23 protein-coding genes are annotated in these 21,037 nt (G+C 61.6%); 8 read left to right on the top strand and 15 right to left on the bottom strand.

The window, feature by feature from the left end:
- Position 1 precedes the first annotated feature (1 nt).
- A complete protein-coding gene (locus tag WDS16_RS26920; protein ID WP_338889180.1) occupies positions 2–1,207 on the top strand; it encodes a MalY/PatB family protein in 1,206 nt (401 codons plus the stop codon).
- Positions 1,208–1,314: 107 nt separating this feature from the next.
- Here WDS16_RS26920 and WDS16_RS26915 read toward each other — a convergent pair whose 3' ends face one another.
- The 5 genes from WDS16_RS26915 to WDS16_RS26895 form a co-directional block, all read right to left on the bottom strand.
- On the bottom strand, positions 1,315–2,067 hold the full coding sequence (locus tag WDS16_RS26915) for a helix-turn-helix transcriptional regulator (RefSeq protein ID WP_338889178.1): 753 nt from the start codon (positions 2,065–2,067) through the stop codon (positions 1,315–1,317).
- A 215-nt stretch (positions 2,068–2,282) separates the two neighbouring features.
- Positions 2,283–2,456, bottom strand: a complete 174-nt coding sequence (locus tag WDS16_RS26910) for a hypothetical protein (RefSeq protein WP_338893643.1) — start codon at positions 2,454–2,456, stop codon at positions 2,283–2,285.
- Positions 2,457–2,693: 237 nt separating this feature from the next.
- A complete protein-coding gene (locus WDS16_RS26905; RefSeq protein ID WP_338889176.1) occupies positions 2,694–3,242 on the bottom strand; it encodes an OsmC family protein in 549 nt (182 codons plus the stop codon).
- Complete coding sequence (locus tag WDS16_RS26900) at positions 3,239–3,574, bottom strand: carboxymuconolactone decarboxylase family protein (protein ID WP_338889175.1); 336 nt, start codon at positions 3,572–3,574, stop codon at positions 3,239–3,241. The genes WDS16_RS26905 and WDS16_RS26900 overlap by 4 nt, the downstream gene beginning before the upstream one ends.
- Entirely contained in the window at positions 3,571–3,834 is a 264-nt protein-coding gene (locus tag WDS16_RS26895; RefSeq protein ID WP_338889174.1) for an SDR family oxidoreductase, read from the bottom strand. Before WDS16_RS26895 ends, WDS16_RS26900 begins: the two co-directional genes overlap by 4 nt.
- Positions 3,835–4,303: 469 nt before the next feature.
- On the opposite strand from WDS16_RS26895, the gene WDS16_RS26890 reads away from it, so the two are divergent.
- Both WDS16_RS26890 and WDS16_RS26885 read left to right on the top strand, forming a co-directional pair.
- Complete coding sequence (locus WDS16_RS26890) at positions 4,304–4,558, top strand: hypothetical protein (protein WP_338889173.1); 255 nt, start codon at positions 4,304–4,306, stop codon at positions 4,556–4,558.
- A 31-nt stretch (positions 4,559–4,589) separates the two neighbouring features.
- A complete protein-coding gene (locus WDS16_RS26885; RefSeq protein ID WP_338889171.1) occupies positions 4,590–5,039 on the top strand; it encodes a hypothetical protein in 450 nt (149 codons plus the stop codon).
- A 276-nt stretch (positions 5,040–5,315) separates the two neighbouring features.
- Here the strand turns inward: WDS16_RS26885 and WDS16_RS26880 are convergent, their stop codons facing one another.
- From WDS16_RS26880 to WDS16_RS26850, 7 genes are all read right to left on the bottom strand, one after another.
- The gene (locus tag WDS16_RS26880; RefSeq protein WP_338889170.1) at positions 5,316–5,516 is read right to left on the bottom strand and encodes a hypothetical protein; all 201 of its coding nucleotides are present in this window, start codon (positions 5,514–5,516) and stop codon (positions 5,316–5,318) included.
- A gap of 34 nt (positions 5,517–5,550) precedes the next feature.
- Positions 5,551–5,982, bottom strand: a complete 432-nt coding sequence (locus WDS16_RS26875) for a RidA family protein (RefSeq protein ID WP_338889168.1) — start codon at positions 5,980–5,982, stop codon at positions 5,551–5,553.
- A 61-nt stretch (positions 5,983–6,043) separates the two neighbouring features.
- Positions 6,044–7,231 carry an FAD-dependent oxidoreductase gene (locus tag WDS16_RS26870; RefSeq protein WP_338889166.1) on the bottom strand — a complete coding sequence of 396 codons (1,188 nt, stop codon included), beginning with the start codon at positions 7,229–7,231 and terminating at the stop codon, positions 6,044–6,046.
- 36 nt (positions 7,232–7,267) lie between these two features.
- Positions 7,268–8,119 (bottom strand): transporter substrate-binding domain-containing protein, encoded by an 852-nt coding sequence (locus tag WDS16_RS26865; RefSeq protein WP_338889165.1) that lies wholly within the window; start codon positions 8,117–8,119, stop codon positions 7,268–7,270.
- 69 nt (positions 8,120–8,188) lie between these two features.
- The gene (locus WDS16_RS26860; RefSeq protein WP_338889164.1) at positions 8,189–10,510 is read right to left on the bottom strand and encodes a molybdopterin-dependent oxidoreductase; all 2,322 of its coding nucleotides are present in this window, start codon (positions 10,508–10,510) and stop codon (positions 8,189–8,191) included.
- Complete coding sequence (locus WDS16_RS26855; RefSeq protein WP_338889162.1) at positions 10,507–11,265, bottom strand: amino acid ABC transporter ATP-binding protein; 759 nt, start codon at positions 11,263–11,265, stop codon at positions 10,507–10,509. The genes WDS16_RS26860 and WDS16_RS26855 overlap by 4 nt, the downstream gene beginning before the upstream one ends.
- Positions 11,262–12,185 (bottom strand): amino acid ABC transporter permease, encoded by a 924-nt coding sequence (locus WDS16_RS26850; protein ID WP_338889161.1) that lies wholly within the window; start codon positions 12,183–12,185, stop codon positions 11,262–11,264. The genes WDS16_RS26855 and WDS16_RS26850 overlap by 4 nt, the downstream gene beginning before the upstream one ends.
- Positions 12,186–12,511: 326 nt before the next feature.
- On the opposite strand from WDS16_RS26850, the gene WDS16_RS26845 reads away from it, so the two are divergent.
- Positions 12,512–13,360, top strand: coding sequence for a helix-turn-helix transcriptional regulator (locus tag WDS16_RS26845; RefSeq protein WP_338889160.1), 849 nt, complete (start codon positions 12,512–12,514; stop codon positions 13,358–13,360).
- 69 nt (positions 13,361–13,429) lie between these two features.
- On the opposite strand, the gene WDS16_RS26840 is transcribed toward WDS16_RS26845, so the two are convergent.
- Positions 13,430–14,521, bottom strand: coding sequence for a mandelate racemase/muconate lactonizing enzyme family protein (locus tag WDS16_RS26840; protein ID WP_338889159.1), 1,092 nt, complete (start codon positions 14,519–14,521; stop codon positions 13,430–13,432).
- 148 nt (positions 14,522–14,669) lie between these two features.
- On the opposite strand from WDS16_RS26840, the gene WDS16_RS26835 reads away from it, so the two are divergent.
- From WDS16_RS26835 to WDS16_RS26825, 3 genes are all read left to right on the top strand, one after another.
- Complete coding sequence (locus WDS16_RS26835; RefSeq protein WP_338889158.1) at positions 14,670–15,662, top strand: D-cysteine desulfhydrase family protein; 993 nt, start codon at positions 14,670–14,672, stop codon at positions 15,660–15,662.
- A gap of 52 nt (positions 15,663–15,714) precedes the next feature.
- Entirely contained in the window at positions 15,715–16,860 is a 1,146-nt protein-coding gene (locus WDS16_RS26830) for an FAD-dependent oxidoreductase (RefSeq protein WP_338889156.1), read from the top strand.
- A 441-nt stretch (positions 16,861–17,301) separates the two neighbouring features.
- Positions 17,302–17,508 carry an ACT domain-containing protein gene (locus WDS16_RS26825; protein WP_338889155.1) on the top strand — a complete coding sequence of 69 codons (207 nt, stop codon included), beginning with the start codon at positions 17,302–17,304 and terminating at the stop codon, positions 17,506–17,508.
- A gap of 11 nt (positions 17,509–17,519) precedes the next feature.
- On the opposite strand, the gene WDS16_RS26820 is transcribed toward WDS16_RS26825, so the two are convergent.
- Positions 17,520–18,170, bottom strand: a complete 651-nt coding sequence (locus tag WDS16_RS26820) for a TetR/AcrR family transcriptional regulator (RefSeq protein WP_338889153.1) — start codon at positions 18,168–18,170, stop codon at positions 17,520–17,522.
- Between the two features lie 75 nt (positions 18,171–18,245).
- Between WDS16_RS26820 and WDS16_RS26815 the strand changes: the two genes are divergently transcribed.
- Positions 18,246–19,823, top strand: a complete 1,578-nt coding sequence (locus WDS16_RS26815; protein WP_422395870.1) for an MFS transporter — start codon at positions 18,246–18,248, stop codon at positions 19,821–19,823.
- Positions 19,824–19,962: 139 nt separating this feature from the next.
- On the opposite strand, the gene WDS16_RS26810 is transcribed toward WDS16_RS26815, so the two are convergent.
- Positions 19,963–21,006, bottom strand: coding sequence for an alcohol dehydrogenase catalytic domain-containing protein (locus tag WDS16_RS26810; protein ID WP_338889150.1), 1,044 nt, complete (start codon positions 21,004–21,006; stop codon positions 19,963–19,965).
- Between the last annotated feature and the right edge of the window lie 31 nt (positions 21,007–21,037).

Genomic DNA, 21,037 nt, shown 5'->3' with positions numbered 1-21,037 from the left:
CATGTCTGACAGCGCTGGCAATCCGTTCGCCGAGGTCACCCTGGAACAACTGCGCCGGCGAACGAGCATCAAGTGGCGGACGCACCCCGACGACGTCCTGCCCCTGTGGGTTGCCGAGATGGACATCGCGCAGGCACCTGCAGTTGTCGATGCGCTCACCGAGGCAATCAGCCTCGGCGACACCGGCTATGCCGCTGGCACCCGATACGCGGAGGCGCTGCACGGTTTCGCGCAACGCCACTGGGGTTGGGACGGCGTTGCCGTCGAGCGGTCCGCAGTCGTTCCCGACGTCATGCTGGGCATCGTCGAAGTTCTCCGTTTGGTCACCGCCCCGGGCGATTCGGTCATCGTCAACAACCCTGTATACCCCCCGTTCTACGCATTCGTGGGCCACGACTCGCGGTCGATCCTCGAGGCACCGTTGAACGCCGATCTTCGCATCGACCTGGAAGCTCTGGAGGCAGCGTTCGAGACAGCTGTCGGGCGAGGCCGAAATGCCGCGTACCTGTTGTGCAACCCGCACAATCCGACCGGCACGGTGCACACGCGGGAGGAACTGACGGCTGTGGCGCAACTCGCGCGCAAGCACGGGGTCAGGGTGATTGCCGACGAGATTCACGCCCCCGTCGTGTTGAACGGTGCCGACTTCGTCCCGTATCTCAGTGTCGATGGGACCGAGAACGCCTTCTCGCTGATGTCGGCAACCAAAGGCTGGAATCTCGCAGGCCTCAAGGCAGCCTTGGTTATCGCCGGCACCGAAGCGGAAGCCGATCTTCGGCGGATGCCGGAGGAAGTGGGTCACGGTCCTTCACATTTGGGTGTCATCGCGCACTCTGCAGCATTCGAGGACACGAGCGACTGGCTCGACTTGATGCTCAACGGATTGACAGATAATCGCAGACTGCTCGGGGAGCTACTCGCTCACCATCTTCCCAGCGTGCGCTACACCAAACCGGAAGGCACCTATCTTGCGTGGATCGACTGTCGGCCGTTGGGATTCGAGGGCGGGAACACGTTCCGCGAACCAGGTGTGGTGACCGAACTCGACGGCCCTGCCGCATTGTTCCTCGACCGGGCCCGAGTGGCGTTGAGCTCGGGGCACGTCTTCGGAACCGGCGGGGCAGGGCACGTCCGACTGAACTTCGCCTGCTCCCCCGATACACTCCGCACCGCTGTCCAGCGAATGGGCGAAGCAGCGAAGGCCTGACTCCGCGGGCTCGAAGTCAGGCGCAGTTGCCGTGTCCCACTCGGCAGCCGACGCCGTCGACTGTGCGAAGGAACTACGTACCAGCCGACCCGGACAGATCGATCGGCCTACGTGCTGTCCTCAGGTCCATCACTCACTTCGTTGAGGTAGTTGTAGATCGTGAACCTCGTGACACCCAGAGCCGCGGCGGCGGTTTCCGCTGCTTGCTTGATCATGAAAAATCCACGTCGGTTCAACTCGGCCACCACATCCACCTTGTGTTCTTTGCGCATTCTGGCGACAGGAATGCCGACAGCGGTGATGGCCGCATCGATGAGTCGGTCGCTCAAATCCTCGACGCTGTGCGGAAAGTACTCACTTCCGTTGCCCGATAACGGCATCGCTATCGACTGTTGATTCGCCGACGATGGTTGTGTTTGGGACAAGATTTCGTGCCCGAGGACGAACCTGTCCATCGAAGCACGCATGGTTGTCCAGGCCGACACATCCGTGTTCAGACAAAGTGCTGCGGCGGCTCGACCGTCCTTGTCCGTGTAGATGATGGTCGTGCTCTGCAATATCCGACCGTCTGGCAGATTCGAGCGGTATCCGATTTCGTGGCTCAGATCCCCTGCCGCAACCCGCTCCAGCAACTTGTCGGTGGGCGGGTCACCGATTCCGCGACCCGTGACTACGCCGGCGATGGCCCGTACCGTATTCGGAATGCGCTGCAGATCGTGCAACACAACTTCCGTCGGTTGCGGAACAGCTGCTTGGAGAGGCGATACCAGAAACTCGAGGACGCAGTTGATGGACTCTGCATCCATCCCCTGCAGCCTTTTGGGTACCGGCGCACCGTCGATTATCGATCGGGCACCCATGCACAGCCCCCTCTTCGCGAAGTCGCAGCCTGTCAAATTTGTGTGATCCGACTTTAACACTTTGTTCAACCGAGGCGGTACGTCAGCCGGGTGGGCACCCGAAACAGTGGATACACTCCCTGCGGCCAGATATGTCGCGGCCTATACAGCCGACATCTGAGATCGATGGCGGGTTGGAAAAAAGCTGCCGCCTCGCCCTGTGCAGTCGAGATGCGCTATCGGTTGTTCACCTTCGAAGGGTCGAGGCCCAGAATGCGTCCGATGGCGAATACGTCGACATCTCGCCGGGTACCCTGTCCCCAACTCACGAAGTTCGCGCCTGCGAATGCGCATAGGCGTTCCAAAGCCTCGGTGCCGGAACCGTCGATGGCCGTGAGCTGGCCCTCCAACTCAGCAAGATACGTTTCGACGACGCGACCCCGAGGTCCTCCTTAGTCGGAAAGTGGTAGTGAATACTTGCTTTCCGTATTCCTATGCGCTTTTCCAAGTCGGCGTAGCTGAAGGCCGAGTATTATCCCCTCGACCGGATCAGCTGTTCGGTCGTCGCGATGAGCGAGTCACGAGTACTCGGAGTACTCCTCTTTCGAGATCGGCTTCGCCCAGTCGCGCCGACGAGCAGACGTAACCTAGCGAACGATATCGAGAGTCGGGATCATCCGAATCGGCTTGGCGAAGTTCGCGTAGTTGGGCGAAATCGCCATTACCGCCTGGTGGATCTGCTCGAGCTGCTCATCGGTGCCGTCGGCATCGACCGTCACCGTGTATCGAACCTCGTCGTACCCGGGATTGACCGATTGGTCCAACCCGAGGAAGCCACGGAGGTCCAGCTCGCCCGAGGTGTCGATTTTCAGTGAGCGGAGGGTGACCCCCATCTTCGCCGCGACGACGGAGTACCCCACCGCCAAACAGGCATTGAGAGCCGCCATCAACAGTTCCTGCGGGTTCGGTGCCGTATTGGTTCCGAGCAACTCGTTCGGCTCGTCGGCCTCGATGGTGAAGTCTCGCTCGTGCGTTTCACCGCGAAGGTCGTACGACTTCACAGTGGCGACAGTACGAGTCTGTCCCTTCCACTCGGTACTGACGAAGAACCTCGCGCCCGCGTTGTCCGGGGTCTTGTCGACCGCGTCAGAAAACTGCTTGAAAGCCGCGACGTCGATCCCGTTGGTCGCGCTCACAACGACTGGAAAGCGTCGAGGGCCTTCGATGAATATACATAGGCTGCACCGGCATTGAGCGAAATTGCGGTTCCGAGTGCCGCAGCGACCTCGGCTTCGGTGGCCCCGGCATTCTTTGCAGCGACTGCATGCGCCGTGATGCACCCTTCGCACCGAGTGGTGACAGCAACGGCCAGCGAGATCAGCTCGTGAGTCTTGGCGTCGAGCATGTCACTCGCCCGCGTTGCCTCCTCGAACGCATGAAAAGCGTGCGCCACCTCCGGGGCCGCTTTCTTGAAGCCACTGGTGCTCTTGATCAAGCCCTTGAGTCGGTCTTGCCATTCGTTGGTCATAACGCTTCTCCTTCTAGAATCGAGTTGTACGGTTGTGTCGAAATATCGAACTGTTTCGTCACCCAGGAAGTTTTGTCCGACAACAAAAATACGATCGTCTCGGCGACGTCTTCGACAGTTCCGTTGCGACCGATCGAGTGAAGACTGTGGAATTCCGCCATCGCGTCGTCAAGCTTGTCTCCTGGGATGAAGCGCTCGAAGATTCTGGTTTGGACGATGGCAGGAGCGACTGCGTTGACGCCGATGTCGATGTCGCCCACCACGCAACGTGTCGACCAACCCCCCGCGCACTGTCGGCTGCGCCACCATACGAGCAGCCTCCAGGCCAATTCCGCTGGTCCCGCCCACGACCAACAATTTGCGATTCTCGAATTGACCCACGATGAAGAGCCCCTCGCCGTTGACTACCTACTAGATGGTAGAGAGCTTATGTCATAGGTGGCTCTTGGTCAAGGAGCGGCGGCAGGGCGATTCACCTGATCGTCGAGGTTAGCTGCGACCATTTGCGCCCTGGTGTCGAACAGTGGGAACGCGCTCGAGTTCATCTCGAGGAAGCCCACTCCGAACGGATCGATCGAAGAACGTTCTGCTCATTCACGGCACCTGGTGCAACGGTGACTCCTGGGCACCTGCGCGCGAGCTGTTCGAGCAACGCGGATTCAAGGTACGTACACCCACGCTCCGCCACCACGAACTACCGCTACTCGAAGGGGCCCGCACATCGCACCGTTGAGTCTGCGGGACTACGTCGACGACCTCGTCGCTCTCACCGCTGAGTTCGATTCCGCTCCGTTGATCGTCGGGCTGTCGATGGGCGGGTTGCTGGCCCAGCTCGTCGCGGAACGCACCGAGAACGTCGGGTCGACCGCAGCCGCGCCCGCACCGGCCGCAGGAATTTTCAACGCCTACCCGTCCATGCTGCGTCTGTTCTACAGCCACTACCTTCAGCTCCGGCCGTGGACCAAACCGCTGTACCCCACCTAGGAGCGATTCTATATGGGGCGCCGCGGGCAACATGAGCGAACAAGACGGCCGCAAGATGTTCGAAACCCTGGTGACCGAGTCCGGACGCGCCTACTGGGAAATGGGACTTCCCTGGCTCGACCGATCGAGAGCAGCGCGGGTGCACTTCGACCGCATCACCACGCCAGTACTTGCGATCAGCGGCAATCGCGACCGCATCGTTGCACCCCGAGTGGCTCGGGTGACTGCATCAAAATATTCGCGCGGCACATTCGTTTCCATACCAGGAGCTGACCACATGGTGTTCGACGGCGACGCCCTGCCGGCCACCACGGTCGAAATAGACAAGTGGCTCACCGACTCGAGTGGAGCCGATAGTCCACTCGCCCCCGTCGCGGACAGTAGCCCGTTCGTGTCCGCCCTGTTTGTGACACGTACCGACAGAAAGCTGTCCGTCGTGTGTACAGGCTCGGAGGTGCCAGACGGTAGTACCGGTGACTGACCGTGGGAAGCCCTCTGCACCGAAGGTTCTATCGCGTGCGGAACGACCGGGGTCGTGGCGGGACTGGAGACCCCTCTCGGAAACGCGCTGCCGACTGCCGCCATCGCGGGCAGAAGTCGCCGATTTGGGGCTCTTCGGAAATCGTTTCACACCCGAAATCCAGCGAGTATTTTCGGGAGCAGCGAGGACGGTAGTCGGCCGTGGCTGCAGGCGATCATATTACGAAGTGGAAGCCCGAGCACCGGTGTCAGGTCTCCTCCCCGAACTCGCACGAACTCAACCAGTGACAGCGATACTGCACATCGTCCCCGGTCTTCCGGTAGTACGGGCGATCTCCGTCCACAGCGCGGCCGCACTGCCCCAGGACGCGTGTAGGACCTTGATCCCGTAATCGATTCGTTCTGCCACTGCACATTCGACGGCGGGATCGCGAACGTAGCTCAGAATCGAGGCACCGTCGGCGATCTCGTCCTGCATAGAACCGCTCCTGCTGCGCTCTCGAGGTTCGACGTCAGCCGACTATCTCTGCGATCAGTTCCACCTCGACCGGGGCGTCGAGAGGAAGCGCCGCCACCCCTACTGCACTGCGGGCATGAGATCCACGCTCGCCCAGCACCTTTGTCAACAGTCGACTCGCAGCATCGATCACTGCGGGCTGTCCGGTGAACTCGGGAACGGAGGCCACGAAACCCACCACCTTCACTACTCTGACGCGGTCGAGGTCGCCCACGATCGACTCGAGAACACCCAGGGCGTTCCTGGTGCACACCTCGGCGAGTTCGGCAGCGCGGACACTGTCTATGTCGCGGCCGACCTTGCCCGTCGCCGCGAGCGTGCCGTCGACGAGGGGGAGCTGACCCGAGGTGAAAATCAGGTTCCCGGCCTGCATGGCCGGCACAAAGGCCGGGGTTGCTCGGTCGAGGGTATTGTCCACTGCGCTCATACGGTGTCCTCTGTAGCAATTGCGGATGTGTCGTGTGTGACCTGGATACGAGAGTTCTGCGTCATGCGGGCCGTACCCAGAGCAGCCCCGTGCCACCGTCGGCAGTGCTGACACGGTCCGCGCGTAGCTCGTCGATGTGCAGCGGCGAGAACCCGGTAGTGATCAGATCTGTCACGAGCGCACCTATGGCCGGAGCAATCTTGAACCCGTGAGCAGAGAATCCGGTTGCGACGAACATTCCGGGTGCACCGGGCAATTCACCGACGTAGCCGTGACCATCTTTGCTGAATGCGTCTGCGTAGGTCTGCGTTCGCACGGACTGCGGATACACGTTCGGGTACAGGTCCGCTAGGCACTCGGCGGTCAGTGCCTCCCACTCCGATGGCACCGACAGTGCGAAGCCGTCGGTCTCGCTCACCGCATCGTCACGATCCCACAGCAAGCCAACTTTCACCGTGCTCGCGTCGAGCGCGCACTGGGTTCCGAAAGATCGGCTCGGCCCGGAACGTCGGAGCACAAGCGGACAGCTGGCAGGATCCGCCGATTGCGGCTCGCGGGCCACGTGCCAGGTGGTGGTCAGCTGGCGGGTCACCAGTTTGTCTGCGAACTGCGGCAGCAGGGCTGCACTGACTCCTCCCGCGGCAACGACCACGAGGTCATACTGCTCGACCCCGAACGATGACGACACGCGATAGCCGCCACCGATGGCGCTGATCTCGAATACCTCGGTGTGCGAGAGGATTCGGGCACCGAGGGCCTCTGCACGGTCGGCGGCGACAACGATGGCGGCGTTGGATCGAATGACACCTGCACCGGGATCGAAGACGGCGACTTCGTCGTCGCGGAGAATCTGTCCCGGATGCCGCGCGAGAGTTGTCGCGGGGTCCAGAATTTCGTACTCCACCTTTGCGGCCTCTGCCGCGGCGACGGTACTACTCACCATCACGGAATCAGGTGTGCTGATGGTCAGAGCACCCGTGCTTACCATGAGCGACAGGCCCGATGCGCGTTCGAGTTCACGCCACATCGTGCTCGATTTCTCCAGCAGCCCAGAGTAGTTCGGGCTCTCCGGATAGATCGTCCTGAACATCCTGGTGGAACCGCCGGCGCCACTGTGGTCACTGCCCGGTGCGAAACGGTCGTATCCGTCGACTTTGAAGCCCTTGGAGGCCAATTGCCATGCCGTCATGGAGCCGACGGCACCGAGGCCGATCACTGCGATCCTGTGTGTGCGTGCTTTGTCGTTCATCTTTTATCTCCTGAAAATGGTCGGACGTCGCGAGGCTCAGCGGCCCGGATCGGGGTTGACCTCGGACTTCTCCACTTCTGCGTCTTCGAGGTTGTACTTCGCGAAGATCGTGTCGTAGGAACCGTCGGCGATCATGGCGTTGAGGGCGTCCGCCAACGGCTGTGCCATGCCGCTGTCCTTCTTGACCGTCAGACCCGACAGAATCTCGGCGTACGACGGTCCGGTGGTCTTGAATTCGTCGGTGAGGCTCTGCTGGTAGGCGATATTGGTCAGCGATGCGGTGACCAGATCGATCCGCTCACTCGAGAGGGCCAGCTGGTTGGCCGTCTGATCGGGGAACGCCTGGATGTCGATGGCCTGCTCACCTGCGTCCTCACAGGCCTTCGAGAAGCCCTCGAGATCCGCTGTTGCCGAACTGCCGCTGTTGATTCCGATGCGCAAGCCGCACAGCTCGAGAGTGTCGTCGGCGACATCGGGGCTGTCGACCTTGGTCATGAAGGTGTACGAATCCTTCAGGTACGAGACGAAATCGAACGTCTGCAGTCGCTCCCGAGTGATGTCGGCGGCCGGTGCCCAGGCGAACTTGCCCTGCTGCACGCCGAGCAGCGTCTGCTCGAACGCCGCGTTGGCACCTTCCAATGGGATTCCGAGCTCGGAGCTGATCCCCGCCGCGACATCGGGATCGATCCCGATCATCGTGCCGGCCTCGTCGAGGTACGAGTATGGGGCGTAATTGATGTACGGCACAACGAGTCCCGCGTTGTACGGGCTGGGCAGTGCGCCCTCAGCGGCCGCCGGCTCATCGGACGTCGATGTACCGCAGGACGTCAACGCAACGCTCAGCGATACGGCAGTGGCGACGCCGGCAACACATTTGATCCAGTTCATGTCAGTTCTCCGTAGTCGGTGGGTTCGGTATCGAGATTGGATTCGAAAAGAGGGGAGTCGATACAGCGGTCATGGTGTGGGAGGCCGGTGCACCTGCACCGGAGGCACCGGGTCTTCCCATTTGGTGATCTCCACGAGGACGTGTTGTCCGGTGCAGGCCTGTGCCAGTCGAGAGGTTCCGGTGTCGGCGGTCAACACGTTCGGATTTCCGTGAACGCATACCGTCCCGAGGCCGCCGACGACCTGCGGATCGAACCATGCTCCAGTGGGAAGCCTTGCAACGCTACGCATCACCCGTTCGGTGACCTCGACGGTTGCGAAGCAGGAACCGCGGTCGTTCCATACCCGCACCAGATCACCATCGGCCAGACTTCTCGGCGCCGCATCAGCAGGGTGCATTCTGACGACCTCCCGCCCGTTGCGCTTGTGTCGGGTACTGGCCGACCCGAAGTCCAGCTGACTGTGCAGCTTGCCGTCGGGTTGGTTGGCGATCAGGTGAATCGGAAAGCTCTCCGCGCGTCTGCCACCCAGCCACTCCACCGGAGCCGTCCACGTGGGATGCGGTGGGCAGTCGTCGTAGTCGAACTCGCGGATGACCTCACTGACGATCTCGATCTTTCCCGACCGAGTATTCAGCTTGTTCGCAACCGGATCGGATACGAACTCCTCGAGAGTCCTGCGGATGGGCCGCAGCACCATCTCGAAAGGGCCATCTTGCCAGAAGCTTTCGAAATCCGGGGCGGTCATGTCTGCATCCGACATCCGTCCGAGCCAGTGCTCGTACATGGCACGAACCCATTCGTCGGACGTTCGGCCGCCGGTGTACGTCGCGGCAGTTCCGAGTCTGCCGGCCAGATCGGCAAAGATGTCGAAATCGTCGCGCGCCTCCCCGTACGGCGCGATCAACTGTTGCATCGGCATCAGATGGCTGTCGTTGCGAGCGGCACCGATATCGCTACGTTCCACCGACATCGTCGCAGGAAGGACGATGTCGGCGTGTCGCGCTGTACTCGTCCACGCAGATTCGTGCACAACGACTGTATCTGGCTTTCGGAACGCCTCCTGAAGTCGAAACAGATTCTGGTGGTGATGAAATGGATTTCCGCCGGCCCAGTAGACCAACTTCACGTCTGGGTACGTTCGTACCTCGCCGTTGTACTCGTAGTCCGCACCGGGAGCGAGCAACATGTCTGCGATGCGCGCCACCGGAATGAAATCGGAGCACTCGTTCACACCTTGCGGAAAGGAGGGGAAAGGCACCACGGCCTCACGCTTGCCGTTTCCTCCCATGGCGCCCAGACCATGCGCGTAGCCGCGACCGGGGCGACCGATTCCCCCGGTCATCGCCGCGAGAATCAATGCCATCCAGGGCATCTGCTCGCCGTGACGGATTCGCTGCAACGAGTACGAACACGTGATCATCGTGGCCGATGTCCCCATCGCATGCGCGAGCGATCGGATATCGGACTCCTCGATTCGACAGATTTTCGAGGCCCACCGCGCGTCCTTTGCCGTACCGTCGGTGCTACCGCTCAGGTAGTCCTCGAACTCCGCGAAGCCCGAGCAGTATCGGTCCACGAAGTCTCGATCGACGAGATCCTGGAGGACGAGTTCGCCTGCCAGTCCGATCATCAACGCCAAATCGCTGCCGGGCAGTGGCGTCAACCAGTCCGCCTCGATCTCGTCGAGCAGGTCGTCACGAAGTGGTCCGACCAGCACGAATCGACAACCGTTGGATGCCATTTTGCGTAGCCATCCGTTCTGGACGTGCGAGGTGATCCCGCCTGGGTTGACGGCCCCGTTCTTGGAGGCAACTCCGCCGAAGGACACCAGCAACTCGGTGTGCTCGGCCAGGTCCTCCCAGCTGTTGATCTGTTTGATGACCGCGTCGTGCGATCCGGCCACGTGCGGCATCAACACCTCCGACGCACCACTGGAATAGGTGTTGACCGACCGGACATAGCCGCCGAGTGAGTTCAGGAAGCGGTGAACCTGCGTCTGCGCGTGGTGAAATCTTCCGGCACTCGACCAGCCGTACGAGCCACCGAACACGCCCGCGGCACCGAATTCGCCGTACACGCGGCGTAATTCACCCGCCAGCAAGTCCAGAGCCACGTCCCAGTCGACTGCGACGAACTCGTCGCGGCCCCGCAGGTCCTTGGATTGCGCTCCTCGCTCGAGCCAGCCGCGTCGAACGTGCGGCCGGGTGACCCTCGCCTCGTGCCGCACTCCCGACGCGATGTTGTCGATGAGGTCGTACGGCTCAGGGTCGCATTCGTGGGGTCGCACCTGCAGTCGGTCCCCGTCTGCTCGGCCGCGAAAGCTGCCGAAGTGCGACGTGTGATGGCCCCATCGGTCGGCGGTCGACGCGGCGTCGCCGACTGCCGTCACAGCACCCTCGCCAGGAAGTCCTTGGTACGGGCTTCGCGGGGAGAATCGAGCACCTCACGTGCCGGGCCTTGCTCTACGACGGCTCCGTCGGCCATGAACACGACGCGATCGGCAACCTCGCGGGCGAATCCCATTTCGTGGGTGACGACGACCATGGTCATTCCGTCCTGGGACAACGACTTCATCGCATCGAGAACCTCACCCACGAGTTCGGGATCCAGTGCCGAAGTAGGTTCGTCGAACAGCAGCACCTTGGGCTTCATCGCGAGCGAGCGCACAATGGCGACTCGCTGCTGTTGGCCACCGGACAGGGAGTTCGGATAGGCATCGACCTTCTCCGCCAGACCGACCATGTCGAGCAGCGCTCGGGCCTCGGTGATCGCAGTATTCTTCGGCTGCCCCAGCACCCCTACAGGTGCTTCGATGATGTTCTCCAGCACCGTCATGTGCGGGAACAAGTTGAAGTGCTGGAACACCATTCCGATGTGTCGACGTTGCTTCGCCAGTGCGCGATGCGGGATTGCGTGGAGCTTTCCGCCATGTTCGCGAAAGCCCATCAGATCTCCGTCGACGTAGACGGCTCCGTACTCCATCGTCTCCAGTTGGTTCAGGCACCGCAGGAACGTGCTCTTTCCTGCCCCGGAAGGTCCGAGCAGACAGACGGTTTCGCCCTTGTGAACCTCCAGGTCGACATGATCGACCACCGTGCGGCCGTGGAAGACCTTGGTAACTTGCCGAGCGTCGAGAATGGTCATGAGGTCTTCCCCTGTCGAGACTTGGTGAGCTTCGCGGCCGGCGATCGCTTGGCCTTGCTACTGCGGCCCAGGCGTCTCTCGAGAGCAGTCTGACCGACAGACATGACCGAGACGATCAGCACGTACCAGATCGTTGCAACGATCAGCAGCGGAACGACCTGGAAATTACGGGTGTAGATCTGTTGAACCGAATACAGGAGATCGGCCACCGAAATGAAGGCAACGAGTGCGGTGCCCTTCAACAAGTTGATCGTGTCATTTGCGATGGGTGGCACGGCAATTCGCAGGGCCTGCGGAAGCACGATGCGCCGAAACGTACGCAATTTCGACATTCCGAGGGCTTCCGCCGCTTCGACCTGCCCCGTGGACACTGCCAGAATCGACGAGCGGATGACCTCCGAGGTATAGGAGGACTGGTGCACGGAGAACGCGATGATAGCCGCCCAGAAGGGACTGATCAGGTCTTGCGAGGACGCACTCCACAACGTTCCGACACCCGGCAGGCTGAGCGAGATAGTCGGATACAGGAGCGCAAAATTGAACATCAGAATGAGGAGCACCAGCAACGGAATGCCGCGGAACAACCATACGTAGGCGGAACTGACGGCTCGCAGAACCGGATTCTCTGACAGCCTCATGTTTGCTATCAGCGTCGCCAGAATAAGCGCAATTGCCATCGAGACTGCCGTCAACAGCAGCGTCATTTCCAGCCCGTCGAGGATGCTCTCGGAGAAGAAGTACTGGCGGACCATCGGCCAATTGACGGCCTCGTTGGTAAAGAAACTTTGTGCGAGCAGTGCGACGATGATAGCCGCAATCGCGGCGCCGACAATTCTGCCGACATGCCATCTGCGCGCAATCGGAGCGATCTCATCATGTCGCGAGATCACTGGGGATTGGACCGGGACCTGTACATTCATGGCTTCACTCCGACGCCGTCGACCGGATCGGTGGATTCAAAAAAGGTTCTGAAACAGTTCTTCATGGTGTGTCTCCGTGGATGGAAGGCATCGAAGCGTGCTGGAAGCTGATGAGAACGAACCTAATACAAGTTGTTGAATGCATCCACAGATGTTGCAACTAGAAACAATTTGTTGACATGGTTGAAATATTTTGTGGCAGAATTGAAAAGAAGGCGTACGCAGCAGTTGCAGGAGACACAAACCTGCGCGACAGTGGTCACGAACGGCGATGCCGGCCGTGTGCGCATCGTCCAACGATGAACGGGATAGAGGCACTGAGTTTCATGACGAATGTGGAAGACATCAATGAATCCGGCCCATCTCCGACGGCCACGTCCCTGAGCTCTGGGGAATCGGAAACCACGATCGCGTTTCTGCTGACCCTGGCAGAACAACTTGTGACGCTGTTTCCCAGCAACTCGGAAGTGGTCATACACGATCTTCAGCGGCTTCCCGCCACGATCGTCGGAGTCTTCGGGGACGTCACCAGCCGCGAAATCGGTGACCCTCCCACCGACGTTCTGCTCCAGCAGCTTCGGCAAGAGAGCTCTCCGGATGTGTTGTCCGGTTACGAAACTCGGCTGCCCGATGGGCGTCAGGTCCGGTCGACCACGCTCATCGTTCGCGACAGCAAGGGTGCCAGACTGGCCGCGCTGTGCCTCAACGTGGACATGACGGCCTGGTACAGCGTCCGATCTCTCGTCGACAGCCTCTTCGGGGCGGGCCGACCGACCACTGGACTGGTATCGGTACCTGCAACCGTGCCGTCCGCGCGTGCCGACCTATCTGCCGCGGCACCGGTCGAGGTGCCCGTCGAGCCGACACCGGAGGCCGTCAGTCCCATCACGAAGGCAGGTGAGCACTTCGCACAGGACGTCGACTCGCTGGCCACTCAACTGCTCGACGGTGCGATAGCCGATGTCGGCATTCCCGTCGAGTTGATGAAGAAGGAGCACAAGATGCAGGTCGTGGCAGCCCTCGAGGGACGTGGCCTGTTCCTGTTGCGCGATTCGGTCGAAACCGTCGCGACCTATCTCGAATGCTCGAGGTTCACTATTTACAATTACCTGAGGGAACTGCAGAGCAACGAGCATGGCAAAACCACGGACCGGTCGGTGACACCGCGGGGGTGACGGCGGTTTCCGGAATCAACCCGGGGTACCGACAGCAAACCTGTGTCGGCACCCCGCTCGTGCCCTCGTTCACATTGTGATCGGGGTACCGAGGGCAGCTTCGTCGATCTCCAAGCCGAGGCCGGGCCCCGCCGGGGCTTTCGCTCGACCGCCTGCGCTGAACAACCCTGACGCAATGCTCTCGTTCACGTAGGTCGTGTTCAGCGACGTGGTCACGACATATTTCGCCGGCGTACTCGCCGCCAGGTGCGCGGTTGTTGCTGCGATGATCTCACCGCCGGACATGTCATCGATGTTCACCGGCTTACCCCAGCGCACGCACATGTCTCGCGCGTCCTTGACACCCGACAGTCCCCCGAACCGACTCATTTTGAGTCCGGCGGCATCGAATCCATCAAGCGAATGAGCGCGTTCGAGTGCGTCCAACGAATCGAGCGCTTCATCGAGAATGAAGGGAAACTCCGTTGCGCGCCGAACGGAAAGGTTGGATTCCATTGTGTTACAGGGCTGTTCGATGTGAATATCGAGGTCGGATACAGCCTTGAGCACCAGCCGCGCTTCCCTGGGGGTCCACCATGTGTTCGCATCGACGATCACCGTGTCGAACCGTTGAGCACTTTCCCATACGGTCGTAATACGCTCGACGTCCTCGCGCCAGTTGCCGCCGACCTTGATCTGAACCTGACGATGACCGGCGTCGTAGAACTCGTCGCATCTCGCACGCATGGCGTCCGGGGTGTCCATTTTCACGAAGTTCAGTACCGACAGTTCCTCCTGCTGCACTCCGCCCAGAAGTACCGACAGTGGCAGGGATGCTGCCTTGCCGAGAAGGTCCCAGCAGGCGATATCGATTGCCTGCTTGGCATAGCCGTGTCCGCGCAGCGCTGCATTCATCGTGTCGTTGACGAGCGTGACTCCCCGTGGATCCATCCCTGTTATCGCGGGTGCCAGGTGACGGAGCGCTGCGATCGCACCCTGATGCAGGGAGTCCAGATACGCCGGCGCAGAGGCGTGCTCACCCCAACCCACCAGGCCCGCGTCTGTGTCGACGGCAACGATCACCGAATCGAACCCGGTGAACATCCGGCCTCCGGACAGCATGAACGCGCCACCTTTGGGCGTGTAGCGGTACGGGTAGACGCGAATTCCAGTGATTTTCATGTACGTCACCTCAACATGTCGTGTAAGAAATGGGCCTTGCTTCACACTAGGGCCGGAACTGATACCAATATTGCAGTAGGTCGTTAAATGCTTGTTACACCTGCAACGAAATGTTGAGACACGACTCGAAGTGCGGTGGAATCAATGCATGCCCACCAACATCTACGATCAGCGCACCCCTCTGAGTTTCCTGCCCACTCCCCTGCACCCGCTCGACCGCCTGTCCGCCGCACTCGTTCCCGACGGATCAACCCGACTGTGGATCAAACGCGATGACCAAACAGGTCTGGCCGGAGGCGGAAACAAGGCCCGCAAGCTCGAATACCTGGCCCATCGTGCCGCCGAGGCCGGAGCGACGACACTCGTCACCGCCGGTGCCATCCAGTCCAATCACGCCCGTCAAACTGCAGCCGCTGCAGCAGTACTCGGCCTGCGATGCGTGCTCGTCCTCGCTCCCGGCGCGTTATCCACGAGCGACTACGAGACCAGCGGAAACGCGCTCCTCGACCGCCTGGTCGGAGCCGAGATCGTCATAGCCGAGGACGTTGCGTCCGTACCCGCGGAGCTCGATCGAGTCGAGGCTCGGCTGCGTGACTCGGGCGAGGTGCCGTACATGATCCCCATCGGGGGATCCAATCCGGTCGGATCACTCGGCTACTACCGGTGCGCCCATGAAATCGCGGACTCCGGTGCTGATTTCGCAGAGGTATACCTGGCCACCGGATCCGGTGGCACGCAAGCCGGACTCATCGGCGGATTTCATGCCGCGGACTATCGGACCCGGGTAGTAGGAGTGTCGGTGGCTGCGCCCGCGGACGAGCAGGTCACCAAGGTGCAGGGAATTATCGCAGGACTGATGGAACTGGTGGGTAGCACTACGGTTCCCGCCGAAGCAGCGACCGTAGTGGACGACCGATTCGTCGGGCCCGGCTACGGCGTGCCCACCGACGCCATGCGCGACGCAGTCGAATTGGTTGCCCGCACCGAGGGCATCCTGATCGATCCCGTGTACACCGGAAAGGGGATGGCAGGACTGGTGCACCGAATCCGCGAAGGTGCAGTGCCCAAGGGCGACATCCTGTTCCTGCACACCGGCGGGTCGGCCGGACTGTTCGCCTACAAAGATTCATTGACCGCCTGAGTCGTTCACTACGACAACAACACTCAACTTCAATCTACCGATGGGAAATCACATGAAACGCCGAGCTCGAGTAGCGGTGATCGGACTGGGAAGCGTCGGCAGCATGACCTTCTGGCAGCTTGCCCGACGTGGTATCGACGTGGTCGGCTTCGAGCAGTTCGCCTGCGGCCATCCGTACGGCGGGGCAGGCGGGGACAACCGCTTGTACCGAATCCTCTCGGAGAACCCGCGGTACGTTCCCATCACGCGTGCGGCGAAAGACGACTGGCGAGCGCTCGAACGCGATTCCGGGATCGATCTACTCACCACGTGCGGCGAGCTCTACATTGCGCCGGAGTCATCGGCCTGGATGTCGAAGGTGCTCGGTAACGCATCGGCATTCGGCATCGACCATTCCACTCTCACACCGGCGCAGTCACGCGCACAGTTTCCCACCATTCCGGTCGGTGATGCCGATATCGTTGTGCTGGAACGAGAATCAGGGTACGTCCAGGCGGGGGCCAGTATCGCCGCCGCAGCGCACGTCGGAGCCGAGAAGGGTGGAACTCTGCTCGAGCATTGCGCCGTCACTGCCGTCGAGTCGACCGATGACGGGGTGCTGATCACCACGGCCGACTCCGAATGGCTGGTGGACTCGGTGGTCGTCACCACCGGCGCCTGGGCCAATCGTTTACTCGGCGATCGTCTTCCGATGTTCGATGTGCGACGAGCGAGCGTGCACTGGTATCCCCTGCGCACACCCGTCGGATACACACCCGATGTGTATCCGATCGTCGAACGTGGGGATGTCGACTTCGGTTTCGCCGTCTGGCCGACCACAGACCGTCAGCACATCAAGGTCGCACTGATGTCCACTCTCGATCATCGGACCGACGCAGACGATCTCGGGCACACGATGCCCAAGAAAGCGCTGGACCTTATCGACAGTTACGTGGCCGAGTACGTCCCCGATGCGATACCCACCGCCATCCGCCACGCCTTCGGGGTAGATGCCTGCACACAGGACGGCGATTTTGTCGTCGGACCCACGGAAGACGACCCCCGGATCGTGCTCGGTCTCGGGATGAACATCCGCGGCTTCAAGATGGCGGCAGGCATGGGACGTGCCCTTGCCGATCTCGCCAGCACCGGGTCCACGGACATCCCACTCGACGGCATGAGCGTCCGACGGTTCCAGTCTCTACCGACGGTCGTGTGAACTCGACGCCCGGACGGCTCACACCCTCGACAGGTCACGGCTCGACAGGTCACACGGACATGAGATCCTCGAGCACCTTTCGACCGAGTACCGCGGAGGCCACGACGATACCGCCCTGGGTCGCGCCCACCACACCCGCGGCGGCGATATCCTGACCCGCCAGCCGCCTCGTGCAGGATAATCTGCCCACGCCGTGCCAAAAAGGCGATTGCGCCATCGATCCTGTCTGCGCGCACGTCGGCTTCGCTGGCCTCTGGAAGGAATGCGAGGCGCTCGGCATCGATACCGAGCGCGTGGCTGGTTGTCATCGATCGACTTGTCATGAGTCGACACTGGTCTACGAGGCGTCGCGGCCCAGGAGTAGAAATACCCACTTCGGTCCCCCACCACGGTCGTGCGGCAAAAGATCAGGGGCCCGCCCAATTCGATCACCGACGGACTGTGGGCGGCGTTCTACACGCAGGGAACGATTGCGTTCGGTACGACCGGCATCGTTGCAGGGCTGGTGACGCCCTTGCCGACATCGGCTGCCCGGTGTTCGTGGTCTCGACCTTCGACGGCGACATTCTGATGGTGCCGACATCGCGTCGAGCACACGCGATCGATGCACTGCGAGCAGCCGGCCATGTGGTGGCCGAACTCGGGTAGAAGGCTCGCCGTCAGGAGATCGTCGACTGCGCCTTCTTAGCCGATTCGATGGTCGCCCGGTGTGCGGTAGCCTCGTCGATTGCAGACTGACGGATTCCCCGATCTACACCCGCCAGAGACAACGCCACCTCCGCCGCCGTCGCAGCGGTAATGGTGTCGTCACCGCCATTGGCACGATCGAGCAAGGCGAGCGTGGCAGCCTCGGACACCGAGATGACGGTCTCGGCCGCCATCCGATCGGTGAATACTCCGCTCGCCCTGCCCCGTTCGAGAACCAGCAGGATCACTCTGCGGGACACCGACAGCACTTCCAGTATTTGCTGCTCCCCCAGTTCCCGTCGTCCGACGCCGAGGAGTGCTCGATACCGATCCGCCACGGACCAACTCGAGAGTTCGAGTAGCGCCAACGCAACCTCCGGTCTACTCGGCAAGTCGTCGATGACGGGAAGTGCTGCCACGAAATCACGCGCGGCTCGCTCGACGATCCCGACGATCAAATCGTGGCGGGTCGGGAAATGCCCGTACACGGTCCGGCGGACGACACCCGCGGACTGCGCAATGTATTCGACAGTGGCATCGGGGTCACTGGCAAAAGCGGAAATCGCGGCGTCCAGAATCTTGTCGCGATTCGCCAGCTTGGTCGGTCCATCGGCGCCGTTCACCTCACCACTATTGCACACTCTCGTGCAAATGGTCTAGCATTTGCTCATCAACGTGCAATTAATCGGAGGTCAATGATGTCTCTCGTCCAGGAACAACCCGTTTCGGCGATGTCGGGTCCGTACCGGTACCGCTGGTACGCACTGGCAGTGTTGTGCGCGAGCCTGCTCGCCGTAGTCATGGCCAACACCTCGCTGATCGTCGCGGTCCCGACGATGACCGAGGATCTCGGACTGACGAGTACGCAACTGCAATGGGTGATAGACGGATACACCGTCCCGTACGCGGCACTGATGCTGCTCTTCGGTGCACTCGGCGATCGCTTCGGGCGCCGCCGGGCCCTGATACTCGGCCTGGTCATTTTCGGTATCGGGTCGATACTCGGCAGCCTCGCCGAGTCGGCAGGCGAGGTAGTGGCGTGGCGGCTGCTGATGGGCATCGGCGCGGCGCTCATCATGCCCGCAACACTGTCGCTACTGGTGGTGACTTTCCCCAAGGCCGAGCGGGCGCGGGCCATCGCAATCTGGGCGGCCACGTCAGGGCTCGGCATTGCCCTCGGCCCCCTTCTCGCAGGATCGGTGCTGCAGAGCTCGTCATGGCACGCAACGTTCTTGATGAACGTCCCCGTGGTCATCATCGCCATCGTCGCTTCGCTGGCGCTCGTCCCACCCAGCCGCGTCGTCGACGCAAGCCGCACCGACTGGTTCGGAGGCGTGCTCTCGATCGTGCTGGTCGGCGGATCGGTCTACGCCATCATCGACGGACTGCACGGTGGATGGGGTACTGCACCGATTGCAGCGGCAGTCTCTGCAATCGGTGCCGCGATTGTGTTCGTCTGGTGGGAGCGGCGACACCCGCACCCGTTGCTGAACGTGCGCCGGTTGAGCGATCGGAAAGTCGGTGGCTCGCTGTTGTCGGTCGGCCTGCTGTTCCTCGCTGCGTTCGGCACGATCTACTTCGTCGCGCAGCATCTCCAGTTCGTCTTCCTGTACGGTCCACTCGAAACCGGAATCCGCCTGCTTCCCTTGGCTTTTGCCGTCACCCTCGGATCGATTGTGTCAGGACGACTACTCCCGATCGTGGGAGAACGCGCACTCATCGTTGCCGGAATGGCTCTGGCCGCTGCGGGAATTCTGATCCTCACTCAGATCGACGACACCGCAGGCTACGGCTGGTTCGCGCTGTCGATCTCGATCCTCGGACTCGGTATGGGTGCAGCGGAACCACCCGCGACAGACGCGATCATGGGTGGATTCGACGAATCCGAACTCGGATCTGCCGGCGGCATCAACGACACTGCCATCGAGTTCGGCGGTGCGCTCGGAATCGCATTGCTCGGCTCGGTGCTGGCCTCCGGGTACACCGCAGGTTTCGACGAGCGATCAGCAGGGCTCGATGTCGAGCAGCTCGCCGAACCTACTCGAGCAGGTATCGAGGGTGCTATCGAGGCGGGCCGCGAATCGGTCGGTGCCGCGTCGGTGGTAGCCCAGGAACTATCCGGGGATTCCACCACCGCACCACTCGCGCAGACCGTACTCGATGTCGCCCACGGCGCATTCACCACCGCCGTCGAATCGGCAAGTTGGGTGTCCGGCGGCACCCTCGTACTCGGCGCCCTGGTGGTGCTCTGGATTCTGCCGCGACATCGTAGGTAACGTGCCCGGCCGCCTGCCGCTGGCGGTCGAATCAAGCTCCTGTCATTCAGTTCGGCATGCTGGGTACGCGCACAACGATGCTGATTTCACATGACTCCGCGGACGGTTCGTCGGTGACTCCCTGACTGCCGACGCGTAGTCAGTCGAAGGTCACCACTGCGCGCCCTCGTAGGGTGCCGGCCCGCAAGCGTCGATACGCCTCTTCGACGTCATCGAACGCGAAGGTTTCGACAGGGCTCGAAATGAGGCCACTCCGTGCGAGCGCCAGGACCCCTTGAGCGTCCGCGAGACTACTGCCTTCGTAGGTGAAGATTTCACCGTCTTTCGGTAGCAGGTGGTACCAGCCACCGGGGGTCGTCAGGGTGCCGCCCGCGGCACCTACGAGCCCGTAGGCACCGCCCGGGCGAACGGAGGACACGCCGGCGCTGATGGTCGCATCGGTACCCACGAAGTCCAAAACTGCATCTGCGCCGCGTCCGCCGGTGTGATTCCTGACTTCCTCCACAGTCTCCGCCGATACGCCGGGCAACGCGAGATGTGCACCCAATTCCATTGCCAACGAGCGCTTGTCCAACGAGGGATCAAACGCGATAATTTTGGCCGGTGAAAGGACACGGAGGAGTTGGACTGCGAAGGAGCCGAGTCCACCCGCTCCGAAAACAACCGCGGTGGAACCGGGTTCGAGTAGGTTGCGCACCCGGTTGACGCCATGGTAAGCCGTTGCCCCCGCGTCCGTGAGCGGCGCTGCGGCGACCGGATCGAGGTCACCGAGTTCCAGCAGGTCGCGGGGAGTCTTGACCAGTACGTAAGGGGCGAGGCCACCGTCGTCGCCAGCGCCGCGGTTGACGTTGCCGTACAAGCAATTGTTGCTGTGTCCGCGAACGCAGTACCAACAGTTCCCACAACTCGACGACGCCAAAATCACCGCCGTACCAAGTGCCAAGTTGTGCACACCCGCACCCAACGCCGAAATTCGACCGGCGATCTCGTGACCCAGCGTGAAAGGTGCTGTCCAGCCCAGTGATTCGGCGAGGGTCGGCGGTATTTCGAGCATGCCTATGTCGGAATGGCATAGTCCGACGGCAGTCACTTCTACAACCACCTGGCCCGGGCCCGGTGTGGGTTCGGGCACTTCCTGCCACTCCGGGGCCGACAGGAAGGCTGGGACTCGGTACGCGCGCATGGCGTCTACTTTCTACGTCGGAGTCAGCCGA

The sequence above is a fragment of the Rhodococcus sovatensis genome (assembly GCF_037327425.1).
GTDB classification, from domain to species: domain Bacteria; phylum Actinomycetota; class Actinomycetes; order Mycobacteriales; family Mycobacteriaceae; genus Rhodococcoides; species Rhodococcoides sovatense.
The sequence above is the reverse complement of the archived record's forward strand: the minus strand, read 5'-3'. Positions and strand labels throughout refer to the sequence as shown.